Origin of the sequence: Calidifontibacillus erzurumensis (assembly GCF_013303125.1) — a bacterium.
GTDB classification, from domain to species: Bacteria; Bacillota; Bacilli; order Bacillales; family Bacillaceae_J; genus Calidifontibacillus; species Calidifontibacillus erzurumensis.
In genome coordinates this window covers 14,055-28,564 of the sequence record NZ_JABTTE010000012.1, presented here as the reverse complement: position 1 = coordinate 28,564, position 14,510 = coordinate 14,055, and the positions used below count along the sequence as shown (strand labels likewise).

Genomic DNA, 14,510 nt, shown 5'->3' with positions numbered 1-14,510 from the left:
ATGAATCAAGTGATGTATACTGCAAGTGTAACAATGGGACAGCTTCAGAAAAAAATTGATACCATTGGTCATAACCTTGCCAATGCTGACACGAACGGTTATAAAAGAAGAGAGACGAACTTTAACGAACTGTTATTCCAGCAAGTAAACAATCAGTTAGAACAAAATGAAGACATCGGACGCCGTACACCGAACAGCATTCGCCGAGGGGTAGGTGCCAAACTATCTGAAACGAACATCCGGATGGAACAAGGGGCGCTAAAAGTGACGGATCGGCCGTTAGACGTTGCGTTAAAACGCCCGTTAGACTTTTTCGAATTGCTCGTTGAAGAAACTGGCGGATTAGCAACCCGTTATACACGTGATGGTGCATTTTATTTGACGCCGTATGAAGAAGGCCAGCTTGCACTTGTGACACAAAATGGAGATTTTGTTATGGGTCGTGACGGCGAACCGATTTTCTTACCGGAAAATTTTAAAAGTATAAACATTACAGATGCAGGTGAAATTCTCGTAACGTTCGAGGATAATACCGAACAGTTCGTTGGGCAGCTTCAAGTTGTCCACATGTTGCGTCCACAGCTTCTTCTATCAACAGGCGAAAACCAATTTGCACTTCCCGATCTTGAGGAGCTAAACTTAATGGAAGAGGAAGTTTATGAAATAGTTGCAGCTGAAGAAGGCTTAGTCCAACAAGGAGCTTTGGAAATGTCTAATGTTGACATCGCAACGGAAATGACGGAGCTATTAACCGCCCAGCGTTCTTATCAGTTTAATGCAAAATCTATTTCCATTGCAGACCAAATGTACGGACTAATTAGTAATCTAAGATAGTTTCTTCCTATATATTATTTTGTAAAAATAAAGGAGTACCAGCAATGACAAATGAATTTGAAAACGTGGCACAAAGCAAACCAAGAACTCGCAGGGAACGGCGGCTAGCTAGGGAAAGTGCACGTGCACAACGAATCGAAAAACAAAACACAAAAAAAGAAGCTGAAGAAAAACCGATAAAAATTAGGCTTATTCCAATTTGGCTTCGTTTCGTCATTGTTGCAATCCTTCTTGTCTTGAGCCTTGTGGCAGGTCTCATGGTTGGCTATGGCGTCATCGGGGATGGCCAAGCGATCGATGCATTAAAAATTTCAACATGGAAGCATTTATACGATCTTGTGTTTGAAGGAACGAAATAAAATAGATTGTTCAATTGTGCTTCACTATCGAATATTTGTTTATAGATAAATTTATTTTTATAGGAGAGCTTATGCTCTCTTTTTTGCTGAATGGGTGGCAGTCTGGCATTAGCCGTCTACAATAGGGAAGGTCAACAGAAAAGAATGTGTGCAGATGTATTATTATACAAAGGATAATTTTTGAATTTATGACCATCACGGGAATTGAGCGTCCTATTAATAAAAGTTTGCCGTTCAGCCATTTAGAACCTAATAAGGTGGAGCGTAGACAACCCTGTCGCATTGCTGAATGGATGTGCTATAATTTCCTTACAAAATAATAACAAAGGAGACTTATACATATGCTAGATATTAATGAAATAAAAAAAGTTATTCCACATCGCTATCCATTTTTATTAGTTGACCGCATTCTTGAAGTGGAAGACGGCAAGCGGGCTGTTGGTTTGAAAAACGTTACAGGGAATGAAGATTTTTTTAACGGTCATTTCCCTGATTATCCTGTAATGCCAGGTGTCCTCATTGTTGAAGCATTAGCTCAAGTAGGCGCTTTTGCTTTGTTGAAGCTTCCGGAAAACCAAGGCAGACTAGCTTTCTTTGCAGGCATTGACAACTGTCGTTTCAAAAGACAAGTCGTCCCTGGCGATCAACTCCGCCTAGAAGTGGAAATTACACGTGCAAAAGGTAAAATTGGCAAAGGAAAAGGAATCGCAACGGTTGATGGAGAATTGGTGTGCGAGACTGAAGTTATGTTTGCTTTGGGGGATAAGGAAGAATAGTAGGAACTGTTCTTTTAGGTTATTCTCTTTGTGGGTTTGCCGGATAAAAAGAGTTTTAGGAGCTAATAACTTTGCAGGTTTACCTATACAGAAAACCCTTAAAAAGCTTAAGACTTTAGTCATTCATGAAACAATTTTTTGAGAAAAGCCTGCGTTTATAAAATTTTTAATAAAACACCTCCTTTTGGAAACACTACAAAAAAGACCTATCCGGTAAAAACAACCGTTTACCAGAAGGAGGTTTTAATATGGATAAAAAATGGCTGTTAAAATTATTGGCTGGACTGCTTTCTTTTTCGCTTACAACCGCATGCGCCAATAAAGAAGAACCGCCTCCACCTAAAGACGAACAGCAAGAACAAAAAGACAGCGGCCAAGATCAAGACAAAAAAGATAAAAATGGCGATCATCAAGATGAAAAAGAAATTGAACCCGGTGCAGGTACTGATACGGGCATAGACAAAGAACAAAACGGCAAAAAAGGTGAAGAAAAAGACACAAAACGTGATGAAGATAAAAAAGAGGATGAAGAAAAATAAAAAAACATGAGGGGCTTTCATGGGGGGATTGATATGCTCCTCTTCCTTTTAAACATTCGAATATCAACTTTATTTAAGGACTTTCCTCACTTCGTACTCCTCGTGATAAATGACTTAATATCTATGTCTAAATGATAATTACATAACACTCCTGTAAACCCTCTAATAAAACTGGTTATTTTTGTAACAGTTTTGTAATCAAAGTAAGCAAACCTTAACTATATATTTCGAATATTTTCGCTTATAATCGAGTATAGATAGATATTGTGAGAGGAAACACAAAGCTTGTTTCATATTAAAATATCTATTTGTCAACAAATTGGAACGAATGGATATTTAAATTCGTATACCAAAGGTTCCAAACTCTAAATCTGCCAATTTGGCAATCAAAGAAAATACTTCTATTAATATTACATTTATGTAACATTGCAGAAATATGTTGCATCCTGTAGTATAAACAGCCTATAATATGGTTGTATGACTAAGAAGTTTGTTTCGAAACGTGTAATAGTGCCTCTAAGGTTGTTTACAATTCTGTCAATTTTAATAGTTTTATAACTATACAATAAAAGGAAATGGTTGACAGCCGAAAATGTTGGCACTATACTACACAATGAGACTTTTTTTCTTGGTATTTACTAACCCAAGAGAACAATTCTATTAATCTTCATACATAGGAAGCTGTTCTTTTGGTTTAGTGAAAATATAATTTTACACTTAATCATAGGGAGGAAAAGAGAAGATGAATAAATCTTTAAAAGTTATGACTTCTGCAGCTTTATTAGCTGGTGTTGTAGCTCCAGTTGCAGTTACAACTGTTGATGCAGCTAATTCTAAAGTAATCGTAGAAAAAACTCCAACTGTAGCTAAAGACTATGATAGCACAAAAGCTTCAGGTTCATATCAAAATAGTGACGCAATCACACATGTAGTATTCCAAACAGATGACGCTGGGGTTTATACTGGCGATCGCTTCCGTTTAACATTACCTGATGGTGTTAAGTTTGTTGAGGAAGCATATGATGGAGCTCGAGCATATGCTTTTACTACACAAGATAAAGTTCAAGTTAAATATGTTTCTGAACAAACATTAGAACTTGAAATTACAGACAATGTAGCTTCAGGTAAACAAAATATTGTTAGATTACCATTATTTGTTGAAGTAGACACAACTGGCGAATTGAAATTTACAGTTGATCCACTTGATAGCAGCCTTACTGCTGGAACATATACATTTGCAGTTGCACAAGGCGGATCTGCTACTGCAACTATTGAAAAAGTAAGCTCTGTAGGTTCAGGTGTATCTCCATTAAGTGTTATCCGTATTGATGAAAATGCAGTTAATGCATTAGGTAAAGATCAACAAACTATTACATTAAAATTACCTAATAACGTTGAGTGGAACAATACACCAACTGTAGAATTTACAGGCGGATTAACTGGTTCAACACTTGTTTCTGTAACTCCAAGCGGAAGAACTTTAACAATCAAATTTGATCCAACAGATAACCGCACTGCACGTGGTTCTATCTTCATTAAAAATGCAGAAATCGATGTTGATGAAGATGCTAAATTTGGTGAAATTGTTGTAGACATCACTGGTACAGAAGTAGATTCTCAAGATTTAGTTGTTGCTGAATACGCTGATTATGGTGTATCTATTACACTTGAAAATGAAGTTCCAGAAATCGTAGCTGGTGCACATCCAGACGGCGGCGCTGACAAAGATGATCTTGTAACTGCAAAAATCAAAATTAAAGAAAATGTTGCTGACTCTATTGCTTCTGGTAGAGAAACAAAAGTTGAATTCCCATCTTGGGTTAAAATTATTGACGTTAAAACTTCTGATGAAAAGAATGTATCATTCTCTAAAACAGGCTTCAATAAAGATAAAAATGAATTTAAATTTACTGCAACAACAAGCGGTAAAGCTGAATTTGTAGTTAAATTCTATCTATCTGTTCAAGCTGATAAAGCAGGAGACATTACTGCAAAAATCTCTGGACGTGCAGGAATTGAAGGAGAAGCAGTTGTTGCTAAAGCTATTGCTCCTGTATCAGTTGAAGTAAAAGCTGCTGATCTACAAATCGGTCAAAAAGACCAAACTTTAGCTGATATTATTATCACAGAAAACGTTAAAGAAGCAATTAAAGACGGTAAATTGAAAATTACATTACCAAACAATGTAAGCTTTAGCGAAGAGCCAACTGTTGAAGTTGTAGAAGGAAACATTGAAATCGACGACGTTGCTTTAGCTGACTACGATAATGGCGATGACAACGTATTAGAATTAAAAGTTAAAGGCGAAAGCACTAAGCCATCTAAAATTAAAATTTCTGGAGCAAAAATCACACTTGACAGAACTGTTCCAGTAGGTCCTATCGTTGCTAAACTTGGTGGAGACCTAGTACAAAACACTACAGATGACGCAGTTGACTATGATACTAAATTTGAAGATAAAGACTTTGTTTCTAAGTTTGTAATCGCAAATGTAGTAACTCCAGCTCCTGGTCAATCTGTTGCTCAAGAAGTTAAGTTCACAATTGGCTCAACAACTTATACAGTTGGTGACGAAGAAAAAACTATGGATGTAGCTCCATTTGTAGAAGGTGGCCGCGCTTACATGCCAATTCGCTATGTAGCAGAAGCAGTAGGTGTATCTAAAGACTCAATCTTCTGGGATCAAGCTACACAAACTGCAACATTAATTAAAGGTGACCGTGTAGTTCAATTAACTGCAGGTAGCAAATCATTGAAAATCAATGGTGCATCTATTGCAATGGATGCTGCTGCACAAGTTAAAGATGGTCGTGTAGTACTTCCAATTCGCTTTGTAGGTCAAGCATTAGGTGCTAATGTTGATTGGAACCAAGCAGATCAAACTGTAACAGTTAAGTAATAACCCTAATTAAAAAGGGCCTCCGTTAGGGGGCCTTTTTTTATCATCAAATAATAATAGTGTTTTATTTTAATTTTATCCCAATGTTATTTCTTCATAAGGAAAATGATAACTTTTCGCTAATAATTATAAGAAATTATTTTGCTTTATGAGGTAAAATGTGTATGTGGAACACCCATTAAAACAAGAGGTGAAAAAAATGAAAAAAAATAAAATAAAGTTATTCTTAACTGGTGCTGTGTTTGGCAGTATTATCTTTTCCAGTACAATAATATATGCAAACCCCAATACAATTCCTTCAATTGCCTCATGGGTAAAATATACTTTTAATGGAAAGGAAAAATCTTTACCAGAAGGATACTCAACCATAATTTACGAAGGGCACACTTATGTTCCGGCACGTTTTGTGGCAGAAGAATTAGGTGCTGAGGTAGTTTGGGATGAAAAAAGCAAAACAGTTCGATTTGAAACAAAGGATGACGTTATTGAAGATGATGAGGAAATTGGTGATGTAGAAGATAATGTAGAGTATAAATCATTACCAGTTTCAAAATTAATCAATGGAATAAATGTAGAAGTATACGATCTTTTGAAACATGAAGATGGGTATACCAAAATCTTTTTAAGAATAAAAAATACAAACCAAGATGAACGTTATCAATTTGATCAAGAATCAGTACAGCTAAAAGTTAACAATGAAATTTTAACCAATTCAGATGTTGATGATCGTTTTCCATTTAAAAAGGATAAAAGTTGGTATAAAGATATTGAGGAAGACATGACACAAGAGGGGTACGTGATGCTTCCGAAATTGTCTGATGAAGATATGAACAAGGGAACTCTTACACTTGACGTAATAAAAAATGATAGATCCCAAGAAAGAACAAGTTTTACTTTTAATATTAAATGGTAATCGAATGTTTAGATGAAGGGTATCGAATTAGAAAGATACCCTTTAATTCTTCTATTTTCCTTATACCCCTATTTCTCCCTTTGATTAAAAAATTATTATAGTCTATAATATTCATAGCTTTGTTGATTTTTGTAAAATTTTTTGGGGGAACATACATGGATATAAGAAATATAAGTGATTCTCAAAGAAATATTGTATTTATTGGACTATTGCTAATAATAGTAATTGGTGTTTTTCTTACAAACTATTTGGGAAATAAGCAAGACCAAATTTTTCAAGAAGATACTAATCAATACAAATATGGTTTATATTTACTTAAAGAAAAGAAAATAACTGAAGCTGGTCAAGTACTTAAACCCCTTGTTGTAAAATATAATGATAATCATGAGATTTTAAGGGCATACAGTATTGTGCAGCAATATGATAGAAACTACGAGGAAGCTGCAATATCACTTCAAAAAGCACAAGAACTGAATAATTTTTTAATAAAAGATCCTACATTTTTAGCTCAATATGGTGAGGTCTTATATATGATAAAAGACTATAAAAAAGCAAAAGTATACTTAGAAGAAGCAGTAAAATTAAATCCGGATAAAGATATTTTAGAAGCTGTGAATAAATTGCTTTACCAAATTGAAATGATAGAGAAAAAGTAGTCAAGGTTGTGAAAAGATGGGTTACACTGAATATAGAAAATATTACTCAAAAAAAATAACAAATAATGCAAATGATATTCAAAAAGAACAAGATAAGCGTGATGTCCAAGAAGCGCAAATAGTAGACAAAATAATATTTGGGATGCTTATTATTATTTTGGCTATTCTTCCACTTATAACGAGATTAAAAGTTACATATTTTATAAGTCCTCTAATTTCTCAAAATCCAAATTTAGGATCAAGCACAGTCGGGGATGTTTTTACGTACTATAAATTTATTTTTCTTATTTTTACAACATCGATTTTATTAATCTTGTTTTTATATCGAACATTTGGGATTGGCATTCCGATTAAGAAAAGTATAATTAATCTTCCACTAGCTTTTCTATCCTTATTCGTTACCCTTTCAGCAGTTTTTGCACCATATAAGTCATTAGCATTAGTTGGAATGTATAATCGTCATGAGGGTGCAATAACGTATTTATGTTATTTTACACTGCTTTTTATTGCGTCGAATTTAACATATACTAAGAAAATGCTGCATAAGATCATTTATGCTCTTTATCCATTAGCAATTGTGAATGCAGTTCTAGGCCTTCTTGGTTTTTATGGAATCGAGTTAATTAACAACAGTTTTATTCGAGCACTATTGTTTCCTAGTGATATTCAGGAAGAAAGTATTACAGCAGGCTCGAACTTTATAACAACAATCAATCATGGTAACTATGTGAGTGGTATCTCTGCAGTATTAATTACAATCTTTTTAATGATGTTTATTTTGGATAAAAATAAAATTCGACAAGCTTTAAATGGATTTATGGCTATTCTAACATTTGCGATGCTCTTAAGTTCATTGTCCCGAAGTGGATTTTTAACATTTGTTATTATATTACCAATTCTTGCAATTTTACTTGTGCGTTCTAGTGAAAAGTTGAAAAGCTATAGTAAACTAGCAATTCAATTAACAGCTTTTGCAATAATATTTGTGGTAATGGCAAGCAATAATCCGAAGGTATGGGACGAATCGATAGGGATGTTTATTTCAAATAATCCGTTTGTAAAAGAGGAGCAAGCATCTAGAATTTCACTACAAGCAGCCCAAGTTGAAATGTTTAATCAGAACAACAAATTAAATAATAGCATAATCAACATAAATGGATATAAAACATTTGTATTAGATCAATTAAATAAAAAGGAGTTCGTTTCTAAGGTATATGCAGAAACGAATGATGAAACAAACGAAACTTTCCCATTGCCAAAATTACCAGAACCTGGGGTGGGCCCTGGTTCAGGGCGCTTATTTATATGGGAAAATACATTAGAACTAGTTAAACAACGTCCGTTAATGGGTTACGGTTTAGATACTTTTGTATTTCATTTTCCACAATACGACCCAGATAAGATTGCTAACATTGAAACCCATACAGTAATAGTAGATAAACCGCATAATCTTTACATTAATATCTTATACGGGTCAGGGGTTTTAGCGTTACTAGCGTTGTTAGCTTTATTTGGTATATTTTTTGTAAAAGGATTAAAAAGAATTTTTACACAAAAGCTAGACCATGAAGAGGCTATTGTGTTTATTAGTTTATTTATTGGATGGTTAGCGTATTTAGTGCAGGCGTTATTTAATGACTCGGTGATTGGGACGGCGCCAGTGTTTTGGGTTGTTTTTGGAACTGTAATTGCGTTAGTAGAAATCAATAAGGAAAAAGTTCATTAAGTTTAAAAATGTGTAGTTAAAATATAAATGAATTGGTTTAATCCTTAATATCTATATTCACTCATGATGGGGGGTGTTTGTTTGCAAAATAATTTTATCAATTTAAATAGAATGGGAAGGCTAGTCATAGAATTAGCTCTTAAAGATTTAAAATTAAAGTATTTAGGATCATTTTTGGGGGTATTTTGGGCATTTTTTCACCCTATAATAATAATATTTGTATATTGGTTTGTTTTTCAAATTGGATTCAAATCTTTACCAGTAGATAACTTTCCGTTTATATTATGGCTAATAGCTGGAATAGTACCATGGTTTTTTTTCTCAGAATCTATTGCAAATTCAACAATGTCAATTATAGAGAATAGTTTTTTAGTGAAGAAACTAGTTTTCCCTGTGAGTGTACTACCTTTAATTAAAATTGTTTCTGCAATGTTTGTACACCTTTTTTTCATAGTAGTTCTAATTGTGATATTTGCAATATATGGATACTATCCCAACCAATATACTTTTCAGTTATTTTATTATACATTTTCAAACATAATTTTTGTTATTGGATTATCTTGGATTACATCTTCTTTAAATGTATTCTTAAAAGATGTCGGGCAATTTGTAGGAATGTTTCTTCAATTATTTTTTTGGATTACCCCTATTTTTTGGAATTTAAACATAGCTCCAGAAAAATATCATTTTTTATTTAAATTGAACCCAATTTATTATATTGTTGTTGGTTATCGTAATTCGTTAATAGATTATGAATGGTTTTGGGAACATCCTTTTCTTACAATCTATTTTTGGGGAGTGACTTTAGTTATTTTTGTATTTGGATATGCTCTTTTTAATAGATTGCGTATTCATTTTCCGGATGTACTTTAGGAGTTGAAGCTTAAAATGCATGAATATTCTATAGAAGTAAATGATATAAGTAAGGTGTATAAAATATATAACAAATCCTCAGATAGACTTAAGGAAACTTTACACCCATTAAGAAAAAAATATCACACCACCTTTACTGCTCTTGACAATATTACCTTTCGGGTAAAAAAAGGTGAAACATTAGGGATCATTGGTCGTAATGGTTCAGGAAAATCGACACTATTAAAAATTATAACTGGTATTATAACTCCTACAAGTGGTGTTATACACAAGCGTGGAAAAGTTGCAGCATTATTAGAACTTGGTGCTGGTTTCAATCCTGAACTTACTGGGATTGAAAACATATATTTAAATGGAACTTTGATGGGTATATCAAAAGAAGAAATGGAAACTCGTTTGGAAAGTATTATTTCTTTTGCAGATATAGGGGAATTTATTAATCAACCAGTAAAAATGTATTCAAGTGGTATGTTTGCACGTTTAGCATTTGCAGTCGCTATACATGTTGATCCAGATATTTTAATAGTTGACGAAGCTCTAGCAGTTGGTGATTTGAAATTTCAATCAAAATGTTTTAACCGTTTTAAAGATTTAAAAGATAAAGGGATAACGATTTTATTTGTAGGTCATGATGTTATAAGCATAAGAAATTTTTGTGATCGTGTAATGTGGATAAATGATGGAAAAATTGTAAGGATAGGAGACACTGTAAGTGTTACAGCTGACTTCATGGAATTCATGAAGGGGGATAAAAATACTTTAGAAACAGAGAAAGTATTAACTGAAGTCAATGAAGTTTCCGAAGCATCTTTTACACATAAAAATAATTTTATAATTGATGATTCAATAAATCACTGGGGCAGTCATATTGGATTAATTAAGGGTATCCGCATTTTAAACAACCATGGTATAGATAAAGAAGTTTTTGAAATAGGAGAGAAAATACAAATAAAAATCCTATTTACGATACCAGAGAATATTGACTTAGACTATTTAAGTGTAGCATTTTCCATTAAAAATAAGTTAGGGATTGATATATTAGTATCAACAACATATGATAAAGGGAAGATTAAATTTACAAAAAATGGGTGCGAGGCTATAGTTACATTTGAATTTACAAACTATCTTAAAGATGGGGATTATATACTAGTTGTTGCAATAGAAAATCGACAAGATCCAAGTATTAACTATTTTGAATACATCGAAGGAGCCAGATACTTTAAGGTTTATTCAAAAGAATCTATTTTTGGATTGGTAAATATACCAGTAGATCAAGATTTACAATTATTAGAGGAGCATGTTTAAATGAGAGATTTAACAATTAATAGTAAACATTACTGGAATTATAGATTTGAAAACGATTGGGAAGAGTGTCAAGGTAGAGAACAAACAACATTTTTTTATAATCTTGCACTCGATCTTTTTCCAAAATGGTTAATTGAAGATGTTCAAAGTAGAGAACTCAGTATTTGTGATGCAGGTTGCGCTAGTGGGGATGGAACTGTAATATTGTCTAAGGCATTTCCCAAATCGAAAGTAGTGGGAATTGATTTCTCTGAGTCGGCAATCGAAAAAGCTAAGAAATATTATCCTGACAATCATTTTATTTGTACAAGTATTGATAAGTTAAATCAACAATATGATTTGGTGTTTTCCTCAAATACTTTAGAACATTTTACTGATCCCCTATCTTTAGTCAAAGAAATGCTTAGCCAAACGAAATGCTATTTAGCATTATTAGTTCCGTTTCAAGAATATGAACGGATAGATGAACATTTTTTTACTTTCGATTATCACAGCTTCCCGATAAATATTGAGAATTTCCAGTGTGTATATATAAAAGAGTATGATGCATCTAAGCTGAATCCTTCGTATTGGTATGGAAAGCAACTTTTAATTATTTATGCCAACAGAGAGGTAGTAAATCTTGAAAATTTAACAGTTGATTCTTTAATTAATGATGTTCCTTTGTTAGAGGATCGATTAAAAAAAATGGAATTAGAAAAAGAAGAGCAAATGACAACATTAATAAATATTATTAATAGCAAAGAGGAAATTATCAGCTCTATAAACAGAGAAAAGAAAGTATTTGAAGAGGAAATTGAAAGACTACTTGAAGAAAACAAACAATTATTAGTTTATAGAAAAGAAATTTTAACTCTAAAAAATATTATCACAGAGCTTAAGAAAAACGAAGAAAAATTATCGAATTTGGTGAACGAAAAAGAAAGCGAATTGAATAATGCTATTATTCAGTTAAACCATATATATGCTTCGGATTTTTGGAAGATTGCAACAAGATATTATAAGTTGAGAGATAATACTCCTATTAAGTATATTTATAAACTGCTCAAAAGAAGCAATAGGCAAAAAAATCCTGTATTTAAAGCAATCTCAATTTGGAAGGAATACGGTCTCAGAATACTTTTAAAAAAAGTAAAGCAAAAACTATTTCAAGGAAGAGATTATAAAGTAACAAATAAGGGAAATGAACAAGAAAATAATAAACTAAACTGGTATGAATATAAATTTGTTAGCTATAAGGTTGCTAGGAATAAAAATTATAATCTTAATTTAAAAAACCTTAAAGTTCCTTACAAAGAAGGACTCGTATCGATAGTCTTGCCGGTATACAATGGAGAGGATATGGTTGCAGAAGCAATAAATAGTATTCTAAATCAAACATATAAGCATTTTGAGTTAATAATTATTAATGATGGCTCTACAGATAATACTGGGAGTATACTCGATGAATTTGCTAAGAAAGATAATAGAATTAAAGTAATACATCAAGAAAATAGAAAGATACCAAGAACACTTTCTAGAGGATTTAGACTTGCACAAGGTGAGTTCTATACTTGGACCAGTGCTGATAATATACTGCACCCTGAATTTTTAGAAAAAATGGTTAAAGAGCTAAAATCAGATATCAACTTGGCAATGATATACGCAAATATGAGGCTTATAGATAATCAAGGAGAATTAATTAAAAATCATGGTTGGTATGAAGAACCTAAGGGAAGTTCTATTGTAAATCTTCCAAAGAAAGCTTACGAATTAAATGTATACCCTAATAATACAATTGGGGCAGCTTTTATGTATCGGTCTCAAGTAGCATATGTCATTGAAGACTATTCGATGTATAAGCATACATTAGAAGACTATGATTATTGGATGCAAATTAATTCTTTATTTAATTTAAAACATACTAAGTTCAAGGAACCAATATATGATTACAGGTTTCATGAGAAATCATTAACAGCTCAAGATAAAAAATTAGGTATTACTGCTAATAGATATAAACTTATGGTGTTAGATGACTTTAGAAGAGATTTCTATTTATCATCATTAATATGGATAATCGATGGTGAGGGTCCTTTTATTGATGAATTGAAAGAAACAATTTTAAGCAAAGGACATCTTATTCTTGATATTAATCAATATAATAAATTGCCAGAACTAAATATTGGAAATCCAGTAGTATATGTTAATTATTCTACTGGAAACTATGAATTCGTAAAACAAGAAAAAAGGAATTTATATAAAATACTAATAACACCTGCTTCTCAGGTTGAACTCCCTGAAATTACTGATAATTGGGATGTTTATTTGACTTTAAATGGTAGTATTTCTCTTCCGAAACTGCAAAACTATAAGGGATGGTTTTTTGCAAAGGATGTTTCTTCTGTATTTGCATTTATCGATGCCAAAATTAAAAGCAAACATGCGCATGCTATTGAAGGGTTAATTGAACAGGAGAAAAGTTATAGAAAAAAATTATCAGTTATAATTTGTTCATATAAAAGGTCTGAAAAATTATTGAATGCAGTAAAAGCGGTTATTAATCAATCGATGTCAAAAGATGAGTATGAAATTATTGTAGTAAACAATGACTATTCAAATTTTGAAATATTTGATATGATAAACGATTTGATTGAAGAATATTCATTACCAAAAGATTTTATTAAATATACTGTGGCTCCTTTGAAGGGATTGTCTTACGCAAGGAATGTTGGTATGTTTGAAGCATCTGGTGAGATTATTTTATATATTGATGATGATGCGATTGCAAATCCCAACCTTCTTGAAGAAACTTACAAATGTTTTGAGGAACATCCAGAAGCGGGGGTAATTGGAGGAAATATTGTTTTAAATATTCCAAATCCAACTCCTCAAGTGGTTGTTCCTGGATCAGAGGCTTTATGGAGCCAGTTTATTATTAATAGTGATAAATATATTGAAGTGGAAAACTATTGGGAATTTCCTTATGGGGCAAATTTTGCTATTAGGTCGGAAGCTCTATATAGAATAGGAGGCTTTAGAGTTTCCTATGGTAGAAAAGGAAATGATTATTCTGGCGGTGAAGAAATTGTCGTTTCACAGCTAATGAAAGAAATTGGATTTAAGGTTGGATTAAATCCAAAATCATTTGTAATTCATGATGTAGATCCAGAGCGGTATACAAAAGAACATGTAAGAAAAACATTGCGTGCTGGTATTCTAACCAATTATCAATTACAAAAAGATTTATATCTTCCAATGGATTTTAATATTGATAGTGATAAACAACATGTCCAGATAATAAAAGAAGAAATCTCAAAAATGGAAGAAAAAAATAAAAATGAATATGAAATTTTTCATAAAAGATGTTTACTTCAGGCCTATTGTGATTTAATTGACCTAAAAGAGCGAGATTTAGAAAATAGAGAATTTTATTTCAAAAATGATATTATTTAGCTTTATGTTAGAAAGGGGCAGTTTCAAAGTCGCATTGTCGACGAATGGGGTGCTCCTTTCTATCATTTATACTCTTGATATGTTAGGAATCTTGACAGCATAGGGGATTTTCTTTATAAGATAGCCCCTTTATATCACTATTAATATTTTAATATCATAGGCATTTAGGTACAGTAAAAATAAATGGAATAAAATGTT

General features: G+C 32.4%; 11 protein-coding genes. All 11 read left to right on the top strand.

What is annotated here, in order from left to right; translation table 11 throughout:
- The 11 genes from HR057_RS09815 to HR057_RS09765 all read left to right on the top strand — a co-directional run bounded on the left by HR057_RS09815 (position 1) and on the right by HR057_RS09765 (position 14,312).
- Positions 1-834: a flagellar hook-basal body protein gene (locus HR057_RS09815; protein WP_173731257.1), complete on the top strand. Its 834-nt coding sequence runs from the start codon at positions 1-3 to the stop codon at positions 832-834.
- A gap of 44 nt (positions 835-878) precedes the next feature.
- Positions 879-1,193 (top strand): DNA-directed RNA polymerase subunit beta, encoded by a 315-nt coding sequence (locus HR057_RS09810; RefSeq protein WP_173731256.1) that lies wholly within the window; start codon positions 879-881, stop codon positions 1,191-1,193.
- 341 nt (positions 1,194-1,534) lie between these two features.
- Positions 1,535-1,969, top strand: coding sequence for a 3-hydroxyacyl-ACP dehydratase FabZ (gene fabZ, locus HR057_RS09805; protein ID WP_173731255.1), 435 nt, complete (start codon positions 1,535-1,537; stop codon positions 1,967-1,969).
- 248 nt (positions 1,970-2,217) lie between these two features.
- Positions 2,218-2,508: a hypothetical protein gene (locus tag HR057_RS09800; protein WP_173731254.1), complete on the top strand. Its 291-nt coding sequence runs from the start codon at positions 2,218-2,220 to the stop codon at positions 2,506-2,508.
- Between the two features lie 742 nt (positions 2,509-3,250).
- The gene (locus tag HR057_RS09795; protein ID WP_173731253.1) at positions 3,251-5,407 is read left to right on the top strand and encodes a copper amine oxidase N-terminal domain-containing protein; all 2,157 of its coding nucleotides are present in this window, start codon (positions 3,251-3,253) and stop codon (positions 5,405-5,407) included.
- Between the two features lie 199 nt (positions 5,408-5,606).
- Positions 5,607-6,320, top strand: a complete 714-nt coding sequence (locus HR057_RS09790; RefSeq protein WP_173731252.1) for a copper amine oxidase N-terminal domain-containing protein — start codon at positions 5,607-5,609, stop codon at positions 6,318-6,320.
- A 155-nt stretch (positions 6,321-6,475) separates the two neighbouring features.
- On the top strand, positions 6,476-6,976 hold the full coding sequence (locus HR057_RS09785; RefSeq protein ID WP_173731251.1) for a tetratricopeptide repeat protein: 501 nt from the start codon (positions 6,476-6,478) through the stop codon (positions 6,974-6,976).
- Between the two features lie 16 nt (positions 6,977-6,992).
- Positions 6,993-8,702: an O-antigen ligase family protein gene (locus HR057_RS09780; protein ID WP_173731250.1), complete on the top strand. Its 1,710-nt coding sequence runs from the start codon at positions 6,993-6,995 to the stop codon at positions 8,700-8,702.
- Between the two features lie 81 nt (positions 8,703-8,783).
- Positions 8,784-9,575, top strand: coding sequence for an ABC transporter permease (locus HR057_RS09775; RefSeq protein WP_230474417.1), 792 nt, complete (start codon positions 8,784-8,786; stop codon positions 9,573-9,575).
- A gap of 15 nt (positions 9,576-9,590) precedes the next feature.
- Positions 9,591-10,880 carry an ABC transporter ATP-binding protein gene (locus HR057_RS09770; protein WP_173731248.1) on the top strand — a complete coding sequence of 430 codons (1,290 nt, stop codon included), beginning with the start codon at positions 9,591-9,593 and terminating at the stop codon, positions 10,878-10,880.
- Positions 10,881-14,312 carry a glycosyltransferase gene (locus tag HR057_RS09765; RefSeq protein WP_173731247.1) on the top strand — a complete coding sequence of 1,144 codons (3,432 nt, stop codon included), beginning with the start codon at positions 10,881-10,883 and terminating at the stop codon, positions 14,310-14,312.
- The last annotated feature ends 198 nt before the right edge of the window (positions 14,313-14,510 follow it).